This is a genomic window from Neisseria sp. 20925_1_37, from assembly GCF_041433255.1.
Lineage (GTDB): Bacteria > Pseudomonadota > Gammaproteobacteria > Burkholderiales > Neisseriaceae > Neisseria > Neisseria flavescens_D.
The window spans coordinates 1-22425 of record NZ_JAPWBC010000011.1 but is presented as its reverse complement, the minus strand read 5'-3'; the positions used below and the strand labels follow the sequence as shown (position 1 = coordinate 22425).

The window sequence follows — 22425 nt, the reverse complement described above, 5'->3', positions numbered from 1 at the left end:
ATCATTGGAGAAAGGCTACTTATATTTTTCAGACGGCCTTATGTGATTTGACCATCTCTTTACTGCAAAGCTCCAGGCACCATACCAATGCGATGGCGGCAATCGTCAGTGAAACGGTCAGCGCGGTCCAGAAGCCGTAAATACCCATATCAACATGATAGGCGAGCAGGTAGCCGGGCAACAGGCCGCAACCCCAAAAAGCCACGGCATGGATGAACATCGGCATTTTGGTCACTTTATAGCCGCGCAGCGCATATGAAGCGATACATTGGGTAGCGTCTGCCAGTTGGAATAGGGAGGCGAAAAATAAAACGGTCGCGGCAATGCCTAATACTGCCGCATCGTTGGTATACATACCGGCCAACTGAAAGCGAAAGATGACCAAGAGCAGCGCGGTGCAGGCGGCAAGCATCCAGCCCAACACCAATGAAACGCCTGAAATATAACGCGCCCGCAAAAAATCGCGCCGCCCGAGCGAAAAGCCAACGCGTACCGTGCTTGCCGAGCCGACGCTTTGCGGAACCATATACAAAATGCCCGACAGGCTGATGACGACTTGTTGCGCGGCAACATAATCCTCACCGAATGGCGCCACCAAAAAGACGATAAACGAAAACGCGCTGGCTTCTAGAAAATAAGACAAGCCGATAGGTGCGCCGATTTTCCAAATCTGTTTGAAAGCCGCCAAATCGGGTTTGCCGATTTTTGCCGTCAAGCCAAACGGACGGAAGAATTTTTCTTTGGCGATATAAAGCCACAAAGCCAATGCGCTGAACCAAAATACCGCCGCCGTTGCCACGCCGCAACCTGCGCCGCCCAAAGCAGGCATACCGAATTTGCCGTAAACGAACACATAGTTCAGCGGTACATTCAACACAAATGCCGCGAAGCTGACCAACATAATCACGCGCGGACGGTTCAAACTGGAGGCATAAGCGTGCAGGGCGCGGTGTATCATGGCGGCCGGCATTGCCAAGCTGGTAAAGAACATATATTGCGCCATCGTGTCTTCGACATAATCGTTTAATGTCAGCCAATGACGGAAAGGTGTCATCGCTGCCCACATCAACAGCATACCGAATACGCCCAAACACAAGCCAAACCCAATGCCCTGCATTCCTGTTTTGCCGACTTCTTCGGTTTTACCTGCACCGTACAGCTGGGCAATCATCGGGTTTAACGCCGCCATTACGCCCATAAAAGTAATGTAAATCGTAGAAAACGCGCTGCTGCCCAGCGCCACCGCAGCCAAATCTTCCTTACCTGCGCCACCAGCCATCACCGTATCGACAAAACCAATGCCCACTTGCGCCACTTGCGCCAACAGCATAGGCAAGGCGAGAGCAGTAAGCAGGCGGGTTTCTTTTAAGAAAACAGGAAAGGCAAAGCGGTTGAGGTTCAGTAGCATAAGTGTGTGTGGATTGAGGATAAAGGCCGTCTGAAACGGAAACTTAAAATTATAAAGGGTAATGCTGATAAGTAGGAAAACTATTATTTGTCAGTAGAATAGTTATTTTCAGTTTTATCATGGTTATTAATTTATAAATAACATAACTCTTTGTAATATAATATATTTATAAGTTATTGATAAAGGCCGTCTGAAACGGCGATGACAAAATCGTTTGATTTCGTTTCTCACTGTTTCAGACGGCCTTTGGTATGCCATTAATTCAGCATTGTACATGACCGATATCGAGGCATAAATCATGGAATTCGTTGAGCGTGCTGCGGTGGCCGATACTGATGATGATGCTGTCGGGTAGTTTTTGCTTTAAGGCACGGTAGAGCATGGCTTCGGTCGGTTCGTCCAAGGCGGCGGTGGCTTCGTCGAGCAGGATGACTTTGGGCTGCGAGAGCAGGGCGCGGACGAAGGCGACGCGTTGCAGTTCGCCTGGGGAGAGTTTGTGTTGCCAGTCGTCGGTTTTATCTAATTTATCGACCAGATAACCTAATCGACAAGTATTCATGGCTTCGGCTAACTCGGGATGCTGTTTGTCGATGTCGGGGTAACAAATCGCATCGCGCAGGCTGCCTTGCGCTGTGTACGGGCGTTGCGGCAGAAATAGGATGTCTTGAAGCGGCGGATGGCTGACTTTACCGCTGCTGCCGAAAGGCCAAAGCCCTGCCAGCGCGCGCAGCAACGAAGTTTTGCCGCAACCGCTCGGGCCGCGTATCAGCAGGGAATTGCCGTTTTTGAGGTTGATGTTGATGCCGTCTAATAAAACTTCGCCGTTGTGACGGTATAGGGCAACGTTTTCTAAGATTAGGCCGTCTGAAACTTCGGTAAGGTCGGGTTGTCGTGCGGTGTGTTTTTCTTCCGTACTCAGCAAAAAGCCGTACAGACGCTCTAGTCGGGCGCGGTATGCGGTGAATTTGTTGTAGAACATCCGGAAGAAAGACAGTGCGTTTTGCAGTCGTGCGAAGGCTTGGACGGTCTGCTGGATGTCGCCGATTTTGATTTGTCCGGCAAACAGGCGCGGAGCTTGCAAAATAATCGGGAAGAGTTTGATGCCGTTAGTGAACATATCGTTGAAGCCGCTCAGGCAAACGCTTTGTCGCGCAATGCGCCAACGGTTGCGGATAATGGCTTTAAAGCGGTCGGAAAGCTGGTCGTGTTCGTGTTTTTCGCCGCTGTAAAACGCCACGCTTTCGGCGTGGTCGCGCACGCGGATGAGGGAGTAACGGTAGTCGCCGTTGAGCTTTTCGTTTTCATAGTTGTAACGAATCAACGGGTTACCTATCCACATGGCGATAAAGGTCGCCAAAATCACAAAGATAAAGACGAACCAAACAATGCCGCGCGGAATATCAAAGCCGAACACGGTCAGAATGCCTGCCAAGCCCCATAAAACCACGGCAAATTCCAGCGAGGTAACGACCGAATTGACCATGCCGCGCACAAATTCTATGGTCGAGGCGATGAAATCCTGCGCGTCCTGTTGGATACGCTGGTCGATGTTGTCCGGCGCATGGCGGCGTATTTGCAGGCGGTAGTAGTTTTTGTCGGCAAGCCAGCGTGAAGTCAAAACTTCATTGAGCCGCTCCGACCATTTAATCGCCAAGCCTTGATCGAGAAAGTCGTTGATGACATTGTTAAACGCCCGTATCAACACCACGCCTGCATTCATCGCTGCAAACATCCAAAACGCGGAGGCATTCAAATCCTGCATCGAGTCGTAAAGCCCTTTGGACATAAAGGTACTCAACACATTCAGCCGTACTTCGGTTAACAGCAGCGTAATCATCGCCGTAATCAGCAGCAATACTTTAACTGCACTTTTCGGCGTCAGACACAGGCGCAGGATATAGCTAAACTCGCGCCCGAAGCGTGTATTGCGTGCAAAAAACAGAATGACCACCGAGGCTGCAGCGACCATCAATAAGGTCTGCAACAGCCAAGACGGCGTGGAATAAAGCTCGATTTGCCATTTTTGCATGGGGTGTTCTCTGAAAGGAAGTAAAGGCCGTCTGAAAGGACGGCAAATTTATTTGACTATGGTAACTGTAATAATAGTTTTCTGAACTGTTGTATTTTTTGTGTTTACAAACGGTTCTTATTTGTTTTTGTGGAAAGCGGAAATCTTATCAAATATAATCGCAAAACCAAATTACTTTGTAATTTTTTACTCGATATAAGAATTATTAATATTTCAAACCAGAAGGTATTTTATGAACAGCAAATTAGCCCTGATGCCGCTTTTGATTATGAGCGCATTTTCTTATGCCGCCGATGAAGCGACACCCGAAACCCCTGTGCAACAGCAGTTGCAGGAAGTCAATGTCCGCGCCGACGCCAAACGCGTCAAAGCCGCCCGTTCTTACTCCATCGCCAGCGACGGCGACTTACGCGACCGCGTGAACTTGGGCGTATTGGGCAAAGCCAACGCCTTTACCGCGCCGATTACCGTCGTCAACTACGACGAACAAGCCCTCAACAACACCGAAGCGCGTACTTTGGTGGATGCCGTAGCGAAAAAAGACGCTTCCGTTTGGCAGTTCGGCGGCGAAAGCAACACATTGACCGGCCTGTATTTCCGCGGTTATCAGCTTGATGCGCGCCAATTCAGCGTCAACGGTTTGGCAGGTATGTACGGCACGCAAGGCACGGCCAGCGTGCAAGTCGGTTCTGCGCAACTGATTAAAGGCGCGTCCACTGCCGTAAACGGTATGGACCCTGAAGGCGCGGTATCCGGTTCCGTCAATATCGAAACCAAAAAAGCCGCCGATGAAGGCAACCGCAAAATCGGTTTGGGCTGGTTCAGCAACAACCGCGCCCAAGGTACGTTCGATTTAGGCCAACGCTTCGGCGAAAACAAAGAATTCGGTGTGCGCGCCAACGGCAAACTGCGCCACGGTGATACTCCGCGCCACGGTTACAGCGAAGACAACAAAGAATTTGCATTGAATGCTGATTATCGCGGCGAAAAAGTGCGCGTAGCGCTCGACTCTATCTACGCCAAACGTAAAACCAACGGCGGTCGCGCGCGTATGCAGGACATTCAAAACGCCAACGGCCGCTTGTTTGATGCGCCTGAAGGCAAAGTGAATCTCGCTCCGAGCTGGCAGGCTCAAAACACGCGCGGTCAGACCAATATGCTGACTTTTGAATGGGATGCGTTTGAAAATGCCCAAATTACAGGCGGTATCGGCTACAACAATGCGCGCTATTACGGTAATTTCGCCTCTCCTACCGTTACGAGCACCGGTTTGACCTACAATTCGGGTCGCGCGCGTTTGACCGACCAGCGTTTTAAAACGCTCAGTATGAATCTGACTGCACGCGGCGAATTTGAAACCGGTCCGGTAAGCCACAACTGGAGTACCGCATTTGACCGAATCGACCGCAAACGCACTACTTATCAAGGCGCACGTCAAACAAGAAGCAGCGTTATCGATCCAAGCCTTGATATTCCTACTCAATTGGCAAAATTGGATTCCAACTTAGGCAGCGCATGGAGTGCAACACCTTCATTGGATACTGTAATCAAAGTAAACAGTTTGGCGGTATCTGACACGCTTGGTTTTGCCGACAATAAATACCGCCTAACTTTGGGCGGACGTTTCCAAGCCGTCGAGCAGAAAAACAAATTAAACGGCCGCAAAGCGGATGCGAGCCGTTTCAGCCCGATGTTGATGGCGGCATGGGTTCCGCAGCCTGACTTGGTGGTTTACGGAAACTATATGGAAGATTTGGAGCCGTCCGACATCCGTACCGATGATGACGGTCATGTAACGATGGCAGATCCGCGCGTTAGCCGCCAATTTGAAGTCGGCGTACGCAAAAACTGGGGCGATTTCGTAACGACGCTGAACGCATTCCAAATCAAACGTCCGGGTTACTGGCGCGGAAACACGACTTCAGGTACTGACTTCGCAATGCGCAAAAATGCAGGCTTAGCTTATAGCGGTTCCGAGCAAGGCATGGAACGCAGTCGTGGTATCGAGTTCAATACCTATGCCAACTTGTTGGATAAAACCCTGCGTCCAAGCTTTGGTTTGATGTATCTGCAATCAACCGTAAAAGATTATCCGAATTTCGCCGACAATCTTGTTAACGGCGTACAAGTCGCTAATCCGCGCGTGATTGCCAAAGCAGGCGTTGAATGGGACACTCCGTTTGCCAAAGGCTTGACCTTGAACGGCAATGTTTCGTATTTTGGCAAGTCTTACCAAGATACGCAAAAACAATACGCCTTCCCATCCTACACTTTGGTTGACGTAGGCGCGCGCTACAAAACCAAGCTTGGCAAAAACACTCTGACCGTAAGCAGCTCGGTAGAAAACCTGTTCAACAAAAACTATTGGCAGGTTCAGCGCGGCCAATACGACCGCAGCTTCGCCGTCGTCGGCATGCCGCGTACTTACTGGCTGAAAGCGGAATTGGATTTCTAATCTGATTTCGGTTTGACCGTAATAGCAGGCCGTCTGAAAGGGAATGATAAAAAGCAAAAATTTGTTTTTTATCCCTTTTCAGACGGCCTGATTTGATTGCCTTATGTTTTTTGCTTGAAAAATCTTACATGTTTTTTATGGATTTCACGCGAAACAAGGTTAATATTCCATTTTCACAATACATCATTCGAGAAGACATATGAAAAAATCCATCAAACTGACCCTGTGCGCCCTCGCACTCTCACTTTCCGTGCAAGCGCAAGCGGTTACCCATGCAGTGATTGAAACCAATATGGGCAACATCCAACTGGAGCTGGATGAAGTCAAAGCGCCGAAAACCGTGGCAAACTTTGTCAATTACGCCAAAAAAGGTTTTTACGACAACACGATTTTCCACCGCGTTATCGACAATTTTATGATTCAAGGCGGCGGATTTACCGAGAAAATGGTTCAAAAATCTACCGATAAAGCCATCAACAACGAAGCAGACAACGGCTTGAAAAATAACGTCGGCACCATCGCTATGGCTCGCACCGGCGATCCAAATTCCGCAACCAGCCAGTTCTTTATCAATACAGCCGACAATGACTTTTTGAATTTCAAAAGCAAAACCCCTCAAGGCTACGGCTATGCCGTTTTCGGTAAAGTTACTTCCGGTATGGACGTCGTTCGTAAAATCAGCAAAGTGAAAACAGCGACACGCGGCTATCATCAAGACGTTCCAACCGAAGCCGTGATTATCCGCAAAGTCAGCATCAAATAATTTTGATTGTTTGAATCCAAACAACAGGCCGTCTGAAACATTCAGACGGCCTGAATTTATTTATTTGATAATAAGCGGCAATTTGGGCGATAATTCAGCATCCACAATTTAAGGAGTCGATTATGCAAACCCGCCTGCCTTTTTTCGGCGTTGTCCGTGTCAGCGGTGAAGACAGAGCTTCATTTCTTCATGGCCAATTATCCAACGATATTAATAATTTAGCTATCGATCAGGCATGTTACGCCACATACAATACGCCTAAAGGCCGTGTGTTGGCGAATATGCTGGTCGTCAATCGCGGAGAAGATTTACTGTTGGTCATGGCGCAAGATTTGACCGAAGCCATCGTCAAACGCCTGAGAATGTTTGTCTTGCGTGCAAAAGTCGTCTTCGAACTTATGCCCGATTTAGCAGTCAGCGGCGAGTTGGCAGAAAATGCAGAGCCTCATCCTGCTGCCGAACCGCAACTGTCTTTCCCAACCCAAATTCAAGAAAACACCGTAGAAATTGCCTTGCCGCACACAGGCCGTCTGAAAATTTCAGCAGCCGAAAACGCAGTCGAATATCAAGCAGGAGCCGAAAACGCGTGGAACCTGCACGAAATCCGTAGCGGCTATCCGTGGATTTGCGCCGCAACCAAAGAAGCGGCTGTTGCCCAAATGCTCAACCAACACATCATCGGCGCAGTCCATTTCCGTAAAGGCTGCTACCCCGGCCAAGAAATCATCGCCCGCGCCCAATACCGAGGCCAAGTCAAACGCGGTCTGGCCGTATTAAGCGGCGATTCTTTAGAAGCTGCCGGTATTGCCGTCAAAGTCGGCGAGGAAGAAGCAGGCGTCATCCTTAACACGGCACTGACTGAACAAGGCAGCCTTAGCCTCGCCGTTATCAAGTTTTCCGCAGCAGAAGCAGCATTAACCGATGCAGACGGCAATGCTTTGAAACAGGAAGAACTGTTTTTTACGGTTGAGAAAGATTGATTGTTAGATGATTGAATAAAAAGCTTAAATATCAGCTTGAAATGAAAACAGAAAGGTCGTCTGAAATTCAGACGGCCTTTGATATTGAGTTTTGTTGGTACATGACCCAAGCTGCGTTTGCTTCTGACTGGATTACGGCATGGTTTGGAATCATTCGGTAGCAACAAAAACCGCGTGCGGGCGTACCGCACACACCCTACACCTCAATCTTAAGGTTTGCGTCGCCCGCAGTGGTAGGGGTGCGGGCTACGACTTGCTAAGATTTATTCATTGAGAAATTACAATAATGTCCCGTTTTTATAATCTATTAAAATCTGCTCTGCTAATTCTTTGAAAAATTGACGTTTAAGCGTAAAGAAGCTACTTAGTTTGTGCCTTATCGGCAAGAGTTCGATTTCAGCCCAATATACCATCTCATCATTCGTATGTTCATCTAGTAAAGCATCTAGTTCTCTATAAATTTCTTCCCTTTTGGTTATTAAAAACGGACAGTTCAAATTCAATATATTTATGGTGTATATAGCTTTATTTTGTTCTGTTTGTGATAATCTTGCATTTGGTTTAATACTGCCATCAGATAAATAGATAAAATAATCAGCGCAATTTGCTTGAAACGGAGAAATAAACTGATTCATATCTACTGTACCATTTTTACCTCGTTTACCAACTGCATGTCCACCAAAAACATTATTTGGAAGTTTCTTTAAATTATCGGAATGAAATGCACTGGCTGCTAAATTGGTATAATCGAAAGTTCTAGCAGGATTTTGGCTTTTATTTTCAATATGTTCAATATGGTAGCCAATACCCTCTTCATCTGCACGAAGTTCACTATAACAGCAAAGATAGTATTGCTCATATAACAAAAGTTCTAAATTTTTTAATTTGTCATTAAAATTTTGCCATCGGATAGTTGCTTCTTGCGGAGTGTCGGGTGGATTGTGATGTTGATTATGAAGCCTATCTGTTCCACCCATATTGATTTTATTAATATGCCGCATTATTTTTCCTGTCCTTTTAATTCTGCGAACCGTTGCTGCCGTTGGATGCTACGCTTTATTCGCTTTACTGCCTCTGCATTTTCGCCAAGTTCTATGGTTACTTTGTCCAATCCTTCCCGTACCTTTGGATCGTTATACAAACCGCTGTCCACCAGCCGTGTTAGTTCGTCCAAATCTTGACGTTCAGGAATTGGCGGCCGCGGATTTACCTCCATTACGGTATACAAAACATCACTGCTTAATTCACCATAAGTTTGTATAGCGTCATTCAACTCCACCAACTCACCATCTTTCAAAATACGAATATGCTCTTTCTTGATTGTGCTCAATACCTGTGGACTGTGCGTGGTAACTATAAATTGCAATTTTGGGAAGGCTGTTTGTAAATCCTGTAGAATGGCCTGCTGCCATGCTGGGTGTAAGTGCATATCTACTTCGTCAATCAGAACAATACCTTCGGTTTCTTTTACTGCATTTTCTCCTAGATGAGAATTGAGAATGCAACATCGATAGGCAATATCCATTACCATGCCCAAAACGCTACGGATACCTTCACTTAATCTCCATTCTTCCAAACTACCAATATCTTTATGAGTTAATACTACTTGACTATATCTTGAATATGTTTGTGTTTGCGTTCTGATATTTCCCCAACCAACGTTAGCAAGCATAGTATTAACCACATCTTGAATAACTAGAGTAAATTCAGAATTAAGATTATCTAAACTAATAGTTTCTCCTAGCTCTAAGCGTTCAAAAGCCTCTGCTTTTAGTTTGTCATAAAGACTAACGAACCAATTAAAGGCATTATCATAATTGGAAAAATTATCAAAGCAATGATGGTATGCAAAGTAGCGAGTATCTTCTAAATATTGTTTCTGTTTGACTGGACCACTATGTTCATTAACACCCAATCCACGATTTACTCCATAAAATGCAAATAAAGGTAATTTTTGAATGGTCGTAGTAATTTTTTTATCATTATCAGCAATCTGTCTTGCTAAATTAAGAAGATTTTCTATTTCATCATTCATTTCGATATTTCCATTGTATATATTATCGAAAATTTTATTATTTTTTTGGTTATGTTCTAATGTTAAATGCCATATTGTATCTTGCATATTTTTAGCATAAATACAGCAAGGAAGCTGTTGAGTCATTGGAACGAATGATGTTGTTTTTTGTCGAGTATCAGGAATTAAGCGAATATCGCTTTCATCAATTTGTAATCGTGGTCTCTGAGATCGTAATGCCTCTATATAAGGATTAAGCAGCATAATTATTGCGTGGAGAATACTTGTCTTACCTTGTCCATTTGGTGCCACTAACACTGTTAGCTGTTCGTGTAGAGGAACAGTTAAATCTTCATAGCAACGGAAGTTCTTCAGACGCATTTCTTTTAATTTCATCAGATTTATCCTTTATACACAATTTAGGCTGCCTGAAAACCCACTTTCAGGCAGCCTGAACTTTCCTACATTACAGCTTCTCTTTAACCCAGCCTTCCACGCTTACCAGCATTTCAGGCAATTTGTCGGCATCTGTACCGCCGGCTTGTGCCAAGTCAGGACGGCCGCCGCCTTTGCCGCCGACTTGTTCGGCTGCAAATTTAACCAGATCGCCTGCTTTGACTTTGCCAGTCAACGGTTTGGATACGCCGGCGCACAGGGAGACTTTGCCTTCGTTGACAGCGGCAAGTAATACGATGGCTTGTTCTGATTTGCCGGTCAAGTCGGTTACGATTTCGCGTAGGGCTGCGGCATCGGCTTCAATTTGTGCGGCAACGAGTTTGGCTGAACCCAAGTCTTTTGCATCGTCCAAGAGTTTGGCGCCTGCGTGGACGGCGAGTTCGGCTTTGGCGCGTGCCAATTCTTTTTCCAATGCTTTGGCGTGTACTGCGCCTGCTTGGATTTTCGCTAGTACGTCTTTTTCGGTTTGGGCTTTGGTTTCGGCAATAATGTCTTTAACCAAGCGTTCTTGCTCTTGCGCCCATTTGAGTGCGTTCAGGCCGGTGATGGCTTCAATCCGGCGTACGCCTGCGGCAATACCGCCTTCGCTGATGATTTTGAAGAGGCCGATGTCGCCGGTGCGTGAAACGTGTGTGCCGCCGCACAATTCGGTAGAGAAACCGCCCATTTGCAGTACGCGTACTTCGTCGCCGTATTTTTCGCCGAAGAGCATCATGGCGCCGGTTTTTTGGGCATCTTCCATGCTCATAATGGCTGCGTTGACGGCAACGTTGGCCAAGATGGCTTCGTTGACTCGGCGTTCTACTTCGGCGATTTCTTCGGCAGTTACCGCTTGAGGATGGGAAATGTCGAAACGGGTGGATTCGGCGGTAACCAAAGAGCCTTTTTGTTCAACGTGTTCGCCCAATACATCGCGCAGGGCTTTGTGCATCAAGTGGGTTGCGCTGTGGTTGCGCATATTGGCATTGCGGATTTCGTCATCCACTTTGGCGGTAACGCTGTCGCCGACTTTCAGACGGCCTGAAGTTTGTACGCCGAATTGACCGAATACGGCCGCTTTGATTTTTTGGGTATCGTGTACTTCAAAGCGGTTTTCGCCTGCGAAGATATAGCCGACGTCGCCGACTTGACCGCCGGATTCTGCGTAGAACGGGGTAAAGTCGATTACGATGGCACCCTCGTCGCCTTCGTTCAATTCGTTGACTTGCTCGCCGTCTTTGTAGAGGGCGAGAACTTTAGATTCGGTTTGGCGTTCGCTATAACCTTTAAACTCGGTGTCCTGACCTTCGTAAGGCAGTTGGGCGTTGGCTTTGAAGCTTTGTGCGGCGCGTGCGCGTGCGCGTTGGGCTTCCATTTCGCGCTCGAAGCCTTCTTCGTCCAGTTCGATATTGCGCTCGCGGCAGATGTCGGCAGTCAAGTCGTATGGGAAGCCGTAAGTATCGTAGAGTTTGAAGATGATTTCGCCGTCGAGTTTTTTGCTGCCTTTAGCCAACGCGTTTTCCAACAAAGCCATACCGGTTTCCAGAGTTTGGGCAAAACGGCTTTCTTCGTTTTTCAATGCTTCTTCGATTTGAACTTGTTTTTCTTTCAATTCAGGGTAGGCATCGCCCATCTCTTTGACCAAATCGGCCACCAGTTTGTGGAAGAATGGTTTGCTTTGACCCAGTTTGTAACCGTGGCGTACGGCGCGGCGGATAATGCGGCGCAATACGTAGCCGCGGCCTTCGTTGGAAGGCAATACGCCGTCTGAGATCAGGAATGAGCAGGAGCGGATGTGGTCGGCGATGACTTTCAGGCTTGGTTCTTCCATGCTGAAAGCTGAGCCGGTTTCGCGGGCAACGGCTTTGAGCAGGTCTTGGAACAAGTCGATTTCGTAGTTGCTGTGAACATGCTGCATGACGGCGGCCATGCGCTCCAAGCCCATGCCGGTATCGACGGAAGGCTTAGGCAGCGGATTCATATTGCCTTGTTCGTCGCGGTTGAACTGCATGAATACGCAGTTCCAAATTTCGATCCAGCGGTCGCCGTCTTCTTCAGGGCTGCCGGGAATGCCGCCCCAGATTTCTTCGCCGTGGTCGTAGAAAATTTCGGAGCAAGGGCCGCAAGGGCCGGTGTCGCCCATTTGCCAGAAATTATCGGATGCATATTTTGCGCCTTTGTTGTCGCCGATGCGGACGATACGCTCGGCAGGCATGCCGATTTCGTTCAACCAGATGTTGTAGGCTTCGTCGTCTTCTGCGTAAACGGTCGCCAAGAGTTTGTCTTTAGGGATGTTCAACCATTCAGGGGAAGTCAGGAATTCCCAAGCGAAGTGGATCGCATCGCGCTTGAAGTAGTCGCCGAAGGAAAAGTTGCCCATCATTTCGAAGAAGGTATGGTGGCGGGCAGTATAGCCGACGTTTTCCAAGTCGTTGTGTTTGCCGCCTGCGCGTACGCATTTTTGCGCGGTAGTGGCGCGGTTGTATGGGCGTTTGTCAAAGCCGAGGAATACGTCTTTAAATTGGTTCATGCCTGCGTTGGTAAACAGCAGGGTCGGGTCGTCGTGTGGCACGAGCGAGGAGGAGCGGACGATGGTGTGGCCTTTAGATTCGAAAAATTTCAGGAATTTTTGGCGTAGTTCGGTGGTTTTCATAATGTCTCGATAAATTTTTTACAAGGATTTCAGACGGCCCGGACGGCGCGTTGCGATTAAAAACGAATGGGCGTTATCTTACCGCAAAACCATATTTCAAGCTATCGGCAGAAAGGTTTTAAGTTGGCTGCAATCCGTCTTTCAGACGGCCTCAAGCGGGGCGATATCTTTTAACAATGAAGCCTATCCGCTCGGGCTTGCCTGCTTTATAATGCCTCTCTATTTTCAACCGGATACGCAAGGAATGATAATGACCAAACATCTGCCCCTCATCGTACTGACTGCGCTGGCACTGGCCGGCTGCGGCGGCTCGGACAAAACTTCTGCCGACAAGGCGGCTCAAACCGATAATCAAAAGGTATTGAGCATTTACAACTGGTCGGAATATGTCGATCCCGAGACGGTTGCCGCGTTTGAGAAAAAACACGGTATCGCAGTAACTTACGATGTATATGACAGCGATGAAACGCTGGAGAGCAAGGTATTGACCGGCAAGTCGGGTTACGACATCGTAGGTCCTTCCAATGCGTTTGTCGGTAGGCAGATTAAGGCAGGTGCGTATCAGAAAATCGACAAATCATTGATTCCCAACTATAAAAATTTGAATCCTCAGTTGATGAAACTGATGGAAGGTGTCGATCCAGGGCATGAATATGCCGTTCCGTTTTATTGGGGTACCAATACTTTCGCTATCAACACCGAGCGTGTGAAAAAGGCTTTGGGCACGGATCAGCTGCCGGACAATCAATGGGATTTGGTGTTTAACCCTGAATACACGTCCAAACTCAAGCAATGCGGCATCAGCTATTTGGATAGCGCGGCGGAAATTTATCCTATGGTATTGAACTATATGGGTAAAAATCCAAACAGCAGTGAAACGGCGGATATTAAGGCGGCTACGGAAGTCTTGAAGAAAAACCGTCCATATATCAAGCGTTTTACTTCGTCCGGTTTTATCGATGATTTGGCGCGCGGCGATACTTGCGTAACGATTGGTTTTGGCGGCGATTTGAACATTGCCAAACGTCGTGCCGAAGAAGCAGGCGGCAAGGAAAAAATCCGTGTAATGATGCCGAAAGAAGGCGTGGGGATTTGGGTGGATTCGTTTGTGATTCCGAAAGATGCCAAACATGTGGCCAATGCCCATGCGTATATCAATGATTTCTTAGATCCTGAAGTTGCGGCTAAAAACGGCAATTTTGTTACTTATGCGCCGTCCAGCAAACCGGCTCAAGAGCTGATGGATGAAGAGTTTAGAAACGACAATACTATTTTCCCGACTGACGAGGATTTGAAAAACAGCTTTATCATGGTGCCTATCCAGCCGGCGGCGTTGAAATTTATGGTCCGTCAATGGCAAAGCGTGAAAGCAGGGACATAAGCTGATTTAAACGTATTAAGGCCGTCTGAATAGTGTAACCGAAATCCTTGATTTCGTTTTACGGCTGTTCAGACGGCCTTTGGTTTGTGTCAGATTGGCTTGGGTAAGGTTTAAAAACAAAGGGCGTGTCTATCAATCACGTCCTTTGTGTTTGCTTCAGACGGCCTTAGAATTTCACGCCTTTATGCAGGGCAACGATGCCTGCGCTCATGTTGTGGTAATCCACGCTGTCGAAGCCTGCATCCAGCATCATTTGCTTCAAGGTTTCTTGGTCGGGGTGCATACGGATGGACTCGGCGAGGTATTGGTAGCTGTCGGCATCTTTGGCAATCAGTTTGCCCATAATCGGCAACAGTTTGAAAGAGTAGAGGTCGTACACGCCTTCCAAAGGTTTGTACACTTTGGAGAATTCCAACACCAGCAGAGTACCGCCCGGTTTCAATACGCGGTACATTTCTTTCAGCGCGGCATCTTTGTGCGTCATGTTGCGCAGGCCGAATGCGACGGAAACCAGATTGAAATAGTTGTCGGGGAATGGCAATTTTTCAGCGTCTGCCAACGATACAGGCAGAATCATGCCTTCATTGAGCAAGCGGTCACGGCCGACCGTCAGCATGGAGGAGTTGATGTCTGTCAGCCAAACTTCGCCTTCTTTACCCACACGTTTCGCCCAGCCTCGGGATAAATCGCCTGTACCGCCGGCGATATCCAATACTTTGTCGCCTTTTTTCAGGCGGGCGGTATTGATGGTGAAATGTTTCCAAACACGGTGCAGACCGCCGGACATTACGTCATTCATAATGTCGTAGTTTTTTGCCACGGAGTGGAAGACTTCGGCAACTTTGCCTGCTTTTTCGTCTTCGTCAACGGTAGAGAAGCCGAAATGGGTTTTGTGGTCGCTCATAGTGTCTGCCTTCTTAAAATAATACGGATTCAGATATCGAATACGTCGAAATCGCCAACCACTTTCGACGCGGGAAATATAGTTTGTGCTTGCCGCTCCAGCATCAGGCGTTGTTTTTTCTTCGGTATAACGTGCGCTGATGTGGGTTAGGTAAAGTTGTTTCACATTGGCTTGCAAAGCCAGCTTGGCGGCATCGGATACGGTCGAATGGAATACTCGTTCCGCTGTCTCTTCATCGCCTACCGTAAAGGTTGCTTCATGCGCCAAAACGTCTGCGTTTTGTGCGGCGCGCACTGCCTGAGGACAGGCTTTGCTATCGCCGAAGATGGCTACTACCCGTCCTTTTTTGGGCGGGGAGAGGAATGCTTTGCTGTCAATGATCCTGCCATCGTCCAATGTCGGCTTCGCCTTTTTTCAGACGGCCTTTCCGCCGCAACCTCCGCTACCGCAGGAATGTGTGCGTTTGGGTTTTAAATCTTCTGCACTTGGCGTTCTGGACGCGCCGGCTTTTTCGAGGCGGTCGAGATAGTCTTGCCAAAGCGCGTCTTGATTGTGAGCTAGTCGGTAGAGATAGTCCCAATCGTAAAGGCCGCTGTCGTGGCCGTCTGAAAAAGTAATTTTCAATGCGTATTGGCCGACGGGGTCTAAATCGGTAATGCTGACTTCGGCTTTGCCTGTTTGCAATACATCTTGACCGGCACCGTGTCCGCGCACTTCCGCGCTGGGCGAGTACACGCGCAGGTATTCGGCAGGAAGGCTCTTGGCACCGTCAACATAGACCAAAGTCAGTACGCGCCGCTCTTGCTGGAGGCGGATTTCTTGTGGGATTTTATCGGCTTGGGTCATGTCATGCTCCGTTCTTTTTACGCAAATAGGCAACGCGTACAGAAAAAATACCGCCAAGTACGGCAAACAGCACGATTGTGTAGAGTGAAAGCCGTATCAGGCTTACTTGCGTGCCCGCCGTCAACCCCAAAGGCAGCAACATTACGGCAACGAACAGTAAAAATGCGGCCAACATGGCAGCAATGCTGGCAAAGGCATAGCGGGTATTGGCTGCTGTTTGCGGATGTTTGGTCATATTGGATAGCTTGCCGTAGGGTGGTGAGGCGGTATTTTATCAGCTTTTTGGTGCTTCATGCCGTCTGAAAACGGCTTTATTTCCATAAATAAAGTGTAATGGCGCGCCTGTCTTCGCCTTCGGGCATTAAGCGGATGCTGCTGCCTTTGCTTCCATTAACACGGATAATGATGCCGCCGGCCTGCCGCTCGATAATGTCGAGTTGGGTGTCGCGGTTCATGCGGTAGTGGTAGCGTTCGCATTGCTTCAAGCACCAAAAATCCTGCCAATGGATAAAATATTTTTGTCCGGATTCGACGGCCAGCGTTTCGCCGCCTTTGACAATGAAGTAAGGATAATCGGGTTTTTGCGTGCTGAATGTCCATTCGACCGTTCGGTCTTTTCCGTTTTGACGGTATTCGAACACGGCATGGTAGTCGGTGTCGTATTCCAATGGCTGTAAAGGAAACAGCGCAAATTGGCGTTCGGTCAGGAGGCGGTTTGGGTCATTATCTTTATCTAAGATTTTGACGTCTCTGATTTCTTTTGTGTCCTGATACAGTTTGAACGAACGCATTTTGACCGGGGGCGATTGTTCGGAGAACGCGATGCTGACCGGATTGCCGGTCATTTCATAATGCGGCATAGGGTCGGGACGTTCGCCATGGAAAACCGGCGAAGCGAAGTTGCCTTGCGGATAGGTGATGTAAGGTCGGGTTTTGCGGTTGGAGATTTCATCCGCATAAACAATGGCATGACCATGACAGGCATCTTGATAAAACGAGCGGCTGAGGTCGGATAGGGGGCGGTTTTTTTGGCAGAGGCTGTTGAATCTGCTGTCGCCTTGATTGATGCTCAACGCGATTTGTTTGCCTTGTGATTCAAACGCCGCACCGGCCTCGTCGATATTTTGATCGAGTAAGGAGAGGCGGTGGTAAATCGCCGTCATCAGGTTGTCCAGCTGATGTTGGGCAGGCAGATGGTCGTTGATTTTTTCGTTTGGCGGATGCTGGCCGGTACTGACGTTTTCATGCACGCCTTTATAGGCATAACCGGCTTTGCGTGTGCGGTCTGATGGGCGTGGGCCTGTATAAAAGAGATTGCGCGTATTGTGTTCGTCATGTCCGTCGTCAGGGTTTTGCAGCAGATAGCGGGCATGATTGCGCGCGGCGCGTTCGAGTGTGTCTGAGTGCGCCAGTGCGGGCAGATTGGCTGAGTCGCGGAGGAAGTTTAAATACGCCAAGGCATCAAAATCGGCAACGGCAGTACGATTTTGCGGCGGTTGGGCGTAGATGAGCTGGTCTTCGGAATAGCGATGGGTTTCGTAGTATTGGAATATGCCGAGGGCGACAGCAAAGCCACCCAACCAGTAAAGAAAGTGTTTCATTATATGTACTGCGTTCAGACGGCCTTGAGCTACGGCTCTTTCCCCTTGAAACTCATGCCGTTAAATGATTATTTTGATAGCGGCTTGACTTGAAATGCTTCAGGATGGGATTTGAAATATTCGACAGCGATAAATCCGCCGCCAATAATAATCAGCAGGGCAATAGCCATGCCGATCATCGCTAAAATGAATTTGTCCATATGTGTCCGTTTGAATGAAGGCCGTCTGAAACACTTGAAAGCGTTCAGACGGCCTTAAAGTCAGGTTAATTAACGTTCGATTTGCGATACGTCGCGTACTGCGCCTTTGTCGGCGGAAGTCGCCATCGCGCCGTAGGCACGCAGGGCTGCGGAGACGTAGCGGTCGCGGTTTTCCGGTTTCCACGCTTTGCTGCCGCGCGCTTCCATTTCGGCACGGCGTGCGGCAAGCTCTTCATCGGAAATGACAAGGTGGATGCTGCGGTTTGGAATATCGATTTCGATGGTGTCGCCTTCGTGTACCAAACCGATGGCACCGCCTTCTGCCGCTTCAGGCGAAGCGTGGCCGATGGACAGGCCGGAAGTACCGCCGGAGAAGCGGCCGTCGGTCAGGAGGGCACAGGCTTTGCCCAAACCTTTGGATTTCAGGTAGGAAGTCGGGTATAGCATTTCTTGCATGCCCGGGCCGCCTTTAGGGCCTTCGTAGCGGATGATGACGATGTCGCCAGCTACGATTTGGTTGCCCAAAATACCTTCGACTGCGTCTTCTTGGCTTTCAAATACGCGGGCGCGGCCGGTAAATTTGAGGATGCTCTCGTCCACGCCTGCGGTTTTCACTACGCAACCGCGCTCGGCGATATTGCCGAACAATACTGCCAAGCCGCCGTCTTGCGAGTAGGCATGCTCAACATCGCGGATACAGCCTTTTTCGCGGTCGAGGTCGAGGGTTTTCCACATACGGTTTTGCGAGAACGCCTGAGTAGTGCGCACGCCGCCGGGAGCCGCTTTGAAACGCTCGATAGCATGGGTGTTTTCAGGGTTGGTCACGTCCCATTTTTCAATCGCGTCTTTCAGTGTCGGCGCGTGGATGGTGTACACGTCGGTGTGCAGTTTGCCGGCTTTGTCCAATTCTTTCAGGATGGCGAAGATGCCGCCTGCGCGATGCACGTCTTCCATGTAGTAGTCGTGGTTGTTTGGCGCGGTTTTGCAGATGCAAGGCACAACGCGGCTCAGGCGGTCGATGTCTGCCATTTTGAAATCGACACCGGCTTCGTTGGCAACGGCCAATAGGTGCAAAATGGTATTGGTAGAGCCGCCCATGGCGATGTCCATGGTCATGGCGTTTTCAAATGCTTTTTTGGTGGCAATGTTTCGTGGCAAAACGGTTTCGTCGTCTTGCTCGTAGTAGCGTTTGGTGATTTCGACAATCATGCGGCCGGCTTCGAGGAACAATTCTTTACGGCCTGCGTGGGTCGCCAAGTATGAACCGTTACCCGGCAGGGAAAGGCCGAGTGCTTCGGTCAGGCAGTTCATGGAGTTGGCGGTAAACATGCCGGAGCAAGAGCCGCAAGTCGGGCAGGCGTTTTGCTCGACTTCTTCGACTTGTTTGTCGCTGATATTGTCGTCTGCCGATTCGATCATGGCGTCAATTAAATCCAAACGGCGTTCGGGTTGAATATTGGCCACACCGATAACTTTACCGGCTTCCATCGGGCCGCCGGAAACGAAGATGGTCGGAATGTTCAGGCGCATGGCGGCAATCAGCATGCCCGGGGTGATTTTGTCACAGTTGGAAATGCACACCAGCGCGTCGGCGCAGTGGGCATTGACCATGTATTCGATGGAGTCGGCAATCAGGTCGCGGCTGGGCAGGGAGTAGAGCATACCGCTGTGGCCCATGGCGATACCGTCGTCAATGGCGATGGTGTTGAATTCTTTGGCAATGCCGCCGGCTTTTTCGATTTCACGGGCAACCAGTTGGCCCATATTGTGCAGGTGCACATGGCCTGGGACGAATTGGGTGAAGGAGTTGGCAATGGCGATAATCGGTTTGCCGAAGTCGGTTTCCATGACGCCGGTCGCACGCCACAATGCGCGCGCGCCTGCCATATTGCGGCCGTGGGTAGAGGTTTTGGAGCGGTATTCAGGCATTTTTGTTCCTTTATTTTATGCTGAGGCCGTCTGAAATAGGCTGGTTAATTGGCGGCCCGTTGTAGAAATAACTCGGTATTTTATACCAATTACGAGCGATGAAGCACGCTATTTTGTAATAAAACTAAACTGTATTTGCTTCACCTGAATTTGCTGCTCATTCTTTCAGACGGCCTGAAGTTTTCTTAAGATGAAACGTTGTCTTTCTCAGTTTGCAAAAGATGTTGACATTAAAAAGTGATATGATAGGGAACTTCTCACATTTCTAAGGATAAGACGATGAAAAAAATCATGTTTGCATTGTGTTCGGCCATGTTGGCTTCTGCTGCGTCTGCCGCTGTTTATAAAGTGGACGAATTTCATGCCAATGCCCGCTTTGCCATCGACCATTTCAACACCAGCACCAACGTCGGCGGTATTTATGGTTTGACCGGCAATTTGGAATTTGATCGTGCCAAACGCCAAGGCTCAATCGATATCGTATTGCCTTTGTCCAAACTGCAAACCGGTTCAGATCGCTTTACTCAACATTTGAAATCTGCCGATATTTTCAATGCAGACAAATACCCTGAAATCCGTTTTGTATCCACCAAATTCAATTTCAACGGCAAAAAATTGCTGTCTGTTGACGGCAACCTGACCATGAACGGCAAAACTGCGCCGGTAAAACTCAAAGCCGACAAATTCAACTGCTACCAAAGCCCGATGTTAAAAGCAGAAGTATGCGGCGGCGACTTCAGCACCACCATCGACCGTACCAAATGGGGCTTGGATTATTTAGTGAGTGCCGGTATGAGCAAAAAAGTAAACATCAATATCCAAATCGAAGCAGCCAAACAATAATCCTGCTTGATTTCAAAATAAAGGCCGTCTAAACAGGTAAGGCAGAAATCGTTGATTTCGTTTATCCCTGTTCAGACGGCCTGATGATTAAAGACGTTTAGGATTCGTTATTTTTATCGGCTTTGGCTGCCCAATAAGTTGCCAGAAGCGAGCCGGAGATATTGTGCCACACGCTGAACAATGCGCTGGGAACGGCAACGACCGGCGCGGCGGCAAAGTGTGCGGCGGCAAGCGCGGCGCCTAAGCCTGAGTTTTGCATACCGACTTCGATGGCCAGCGTTTTTTGTGCATCATAAGGCAGGCCGGTCCATTTGGCGGCAAAGAAGCCGAGCAGATAGCCGATACCGTTGTGGAGTACGACAACCGCGAAAATCAGCAGGCCGCTTTCAATAATCTTGCCTTTGCTGGCACCGACAACCGCGCCGATAATCAGCACGATGGCAGCAACGGAAACCAGCGGCAGCGCGTCGGTCAATTTTTCAGTTTTGTTGCCCAAGACTTTATGGACAATCAAGCCCAAAACGATGGGGAACAAAACCATTTTGACGATGGACATCAACATACTGCCCGCTTGGATTTCCAGCATTTCACCGGCAAGCATCAGGAAGATGGCGGGGGTCAGCAATGGGGAAATCAGAGTAGAAACCGATGTAACGGCAACCGACAAAGCCACATTGCCGCGCGCCAGATAAGTCATTACATTGGAAGCCGTACCGCCCGGGCAGCAGCCGACCAAAATCACACCGACTGCGATTTCGGCAGGCAGGTTCAACAGCTTGGCCAGCAGATAGGCGGTTGCCGGCATGATGGCGAATTGTGCAATCACGCCGATGATGACGGCTTTGGGGCGTTTAAACAAAATATCGAAGTCGGAAGGTTTAAGGGTCAAGCCCATGCCGAACATGATAATGCCCAGAAGCCAAGGAATGTAAGGACCGACCCATTTGAAGGTATCGGGTGCGAAAAAAGCGATGCCGGCAAAGAGCGCCGCCCAAAGGGAAAATGTTTTTCCAATAAAGTTGCTAATTTTATTGAGGATACTCATGATAATATGTTGTGAAGTTGTTTTTAAGGGAAACCAAGGATACACGCCTTAACCTTAATTTGCAAAATGACTTAAAAATAAACCAGGCCGTCTGAAAATAGAGATTGATTTTCAGACGGCCTGCAATTTGTATTTATGATATAGACGGCATTATTCTTTTGATAAAATATTGCGCAGCCATCGGGCGGCAGGTGCGATTTCTCCGGCGAGCATGCCGGTTTCGATTTGGCTGCTGTGTTTGATGACATCGGCCGCCGCACCATGCAGCCATACGCCGGCGCAGGCGGCTTGGAATGTCGGAATGCCTTGTGCCAGCAGGCTGCCGATAATGCCGCTCAAGACATCGCCGCTGCCGGCGGTGGCCAAACCGGCATTGCCGCTGGTGTTGGTATAGGTCATGCCGTCAGTTGCGGCAACTAATGTATGATGGCCTTTCAATACGACAGTCGCTCCATATTTTTGGCTGATTTCTGTTACGGCTTTTTGTCTGTCTGCTTGAACTGATTGGGTATCGGTACCGAGCAGGCGTGCAGCTTCTGCCGGATGAGGTGTCAGGACGATATGTTTGTACGATTTGAGGCGTTCGGCCAATTCGGAAGAACGGGCAAGCAGTGTTAAGGCATCTGCATCGAGCAATAAAGGCTGGTCATGGTGTGTAGACAGGATTTGTGGCAGCAGCTGCTCTGATAATCCGTCCAAACCAAAGCCGCAGCCGATTACGCGAGCGCTGATATCGTTGCGCTTCATCAGTTGGGCCGCAGTGGCGAGCATAATTTCAGGGCGTTCGGGAATGATGGCAAAAGGCAGTGTGGTTTGGTTGAAGCCTGCCCAAACCTTGCCGCATCCTTGATACATGGCGGCTGTGGTTGCCAAAACCACTGCGCCGCTCATTCCCGTTGCGCCGCCGATAATGGCAAGCGTGCCGTATGTGCCTTTGTG

Annotated in this window: 18 protein-coding genes; 5 read left to right on the top strand and 13 right to left on the bottom strand. The window is 48.8% G+C overall.

Going from position 1 to position 22425, the window contains the following annotated elements; translation table 11 throughout:
* Nucleotides 1–28: 28 nt before the first annotated feature.
* Together O3661_RS08830 and O3661_RS08825 are read right to left on the bottom strand one after the other, a co-directional pair.
* Complete coding sequence (locus O3661_RS08830) at nt 29–1408, bottom strand: MATE family efflux transporter (RefSeq protein WP_371493111.1); 1380 nt, start codon at nt 1406–1408, stop codon at nt 29–31.
* Between the two features lie 262 nt (nt 1409–1670).
* Complete coding sequence (locus tag O3661_RS08825; protein ID WP_371493109.1) at nt 1671–3437, bottom strand: ABC transporter ATP-binding protein/permease; 1767 nt, start codon at nt 3435–3437, stop codon at nt 1671–1673.
* 232 nt (nt 3438–3669) lie between these two features.
* Between O3661_RS08825 and O3661_RS08820 the strand changes: the two genes are divergently transcribed.
* The 3 genes from O3661_RS08820 to O3661_RS08810 all read left to right on the top strand — a co-directional run bounded on the left by O3661_RS08820 (nt 3670) and on the right by O3661_RS08810 (nt 7635).
* Complete coding sequence (locus tag O3661_RS08820; protein ID WP_371493108.1) at nt 3670–5892, top strand: TonB-dependent receptor; 2223 nt, start codon at nt 3670–3672, stop codon at nt 5890–5892.
* A gap of 199 nt (nt 5893–6091) precedes the next feature.
* Complete coding sequence (locus O3661_RS08815) at nt 6092–6655, top strand: peptidylprolyl isomerase (protein WP_070629721.1); 564 nt, start codon at nt 6092–6094, stop codon at nt 6653–6655.
* A 122-nt stretch (nt 6656–6777) separates the two neighbouring features.
* On the top strand, nt 6778–7635 hold the full coding sequence (locus O3661_RS08810) for a folate-binding protein YgfZ (protein WP_371493106.1): 858 nt from the start codon (nt 6778–6780) through the stop codon (nt 7633–7635).
* 278 nt (nt 7636–7913) lie between these two features.
* Here the strand turns inward: O3661_RS08810 and O3661_RS08805 are convergent, their stop codons facing one another.
* From O3661_RS08805 to alaS, 3 genes are all read right to left on the bottom strand, one after another.
* Entirely contained in the window at nt 7914–8636 is a 723-nt protein-coding gene (locus O3661_RS08805) for a retron system putative HNH endonuclease (RefSeq protein WP_371493105.1), read from the bottom strand.
* On the bottom strand, nt 8636–10045 hold the full coding sequence (locus O3661_RS08800) for an AAA family ATPase (protein ID WP_371493104.1): 1410 nt from the start codon (nt 10043–10045) through the stop codon (nt 8636–8638). The genes O3661_RS08805 and O3661_RS08800 overlap by 1 nt, the downstream gene beginning before the upstream one ends.
* A 70-nt stretch (nt 10046–10115) precedes the next feature.
* A complete protein-coding gene (alaS, locus tag O3661_RS08795; RefSeq protein WP_371493103.1) occupies nt 10116–12737 on the bottom strand; it encodes an alanine--tRNA ligase in 2622 nt (873 codons plus the stop codon).
* 250 nt (nt 12738–12987) lie between these two features.
* Between alaS and O3661_RS08790 the strand changes: the two genes are divergently transcribed.
* Complete coding sequence (locus O3661_RS08790) at nt 12988–14118, top strand: polyamine ABC transporter substrate-binding protein (protein ID WP_003685623.1); 1131 nt, start codon at nt 12988–12990, stop codon at nt 14116–14118.
* Between the two features lie 166 nt (nt 14119–14284).
* Here the strand turns inward: O3661_RS08790 and ubiE are convergent, their stop codons facing one another.
* From ubiE to ilvD, 6 genes are all read right to left on the bottom strand, one after another.
* Entirely contained in the window at nt 14285–15022 is a 738-nt protein-coding gene (ubiE, locus tag O3661_RS08785) for a bifunctional demethylmenaquinone methyltransferase/2-methoxy-6-polyprenyl-1,4-benzoquinol methylase UbiE (protein ID WP_004519946.1), read from the bottom strand.
* Between the two features lie 414 nt (nt 15023–15436).
* On the bottom strand, nt 15437–15868 hold the full coding sequence (locus tag O3661_RS08780) for a gamma-butyrobetaine hydroxylase-like domain-containing protein (protein ID WP_049344227.1): 432 nt from the start codon (nt 15866–15868) through the stop codon (nt 15437–15439).
* A gap of 1 nt (nt 15869) precedes the next feature.
* Nucleotides 15870–16103: a cytochrome b6 gene (locus tag O3661_RS08775; protein WP_371493102.1), complete on the bottom strand. Its 234-nt coding sequence runs from the start codon at nt 16101–16103 to the stop codon at nt 15870–15872.
* Nucleotides 16104–16179: 76 nt separating this feature from the next.
* A complete protein-coding gene (locus O3661_RS08770) occupies nt 16180–17469 on the bottom strand; it encodes a CAP domain-containing protein (protein ID WP_371493101.1) in 1290 nt (429 codons plus the stop codon).
* 68 nt (nt 17470–17537) lie between these two features.
* Complete coding sequence (locus O3661_RS08765; RefSeq protein ID WP_256388404.1) at nt 17538–17669, bottom strand: hypothetical protein; 132 nt, start codon at nt 17667–17669, stop codon at nt 17538–17540.
* 69 nt (nt 17670–17738) lie between these two features.
* The gene (ilvD, locus tag O3661_RS08760) at nt 17739–19598 is read right to left on the bottom strand and encodes a dihydroxy-acid dehydratase (RefSeq protein WP_371493100.1); all 1860 of its coding nucleotides are present in this window, start codon (nt 19596–19598) and stop codon (nt 17739–17741) included.
* Nucleotides 19599–19877: 279 nt separating this feature from the next.
* Here ilvD and O3661_RS08755 point away from each other — a divergent pair, with 279 nt between their 5' ends.
* A complete protein-coding gene (locus tag O3661_RS08755) occupies nt 19878–20441 on the top strand; it encodes a YceI family protein (RefSeq protein ID WP_049332526.1) in 564 nt (187 codons plus the stop codon).
* Between the two features lie 97 nt (nt 20442–20538).
* On the opposite strand, the gene O3661_RS08750 is transcribed toward O3661_RS08755, so the two are convergent.
* Both O3661_RS08750 and O3661_RS08745 read right to left on the bottom strand, forming a co-directional pair.
* Nucleotides 20539–21486 carry a bile acid:sodium symporter family protein gene (locus O3661_RS08750; protein WP_371493098.1) on the bottom strand — a complete coding sequence of 316 codons (948 nt, stop codon included), beginning with the start codon at nt 21484–21486 and terminating at the stop codon, nt 20539–20541.
* Nucleotides 21487–21636: 150 nt separating this feature from the next.
* Nucleotides 21637–22425 (bottom strand): NAD(P)H-hydrate dehydratase (locus O3661_RS08745; protein WP_371493097.1); only part of this gene is annotated, 789 nt, incomplete at its 5' end.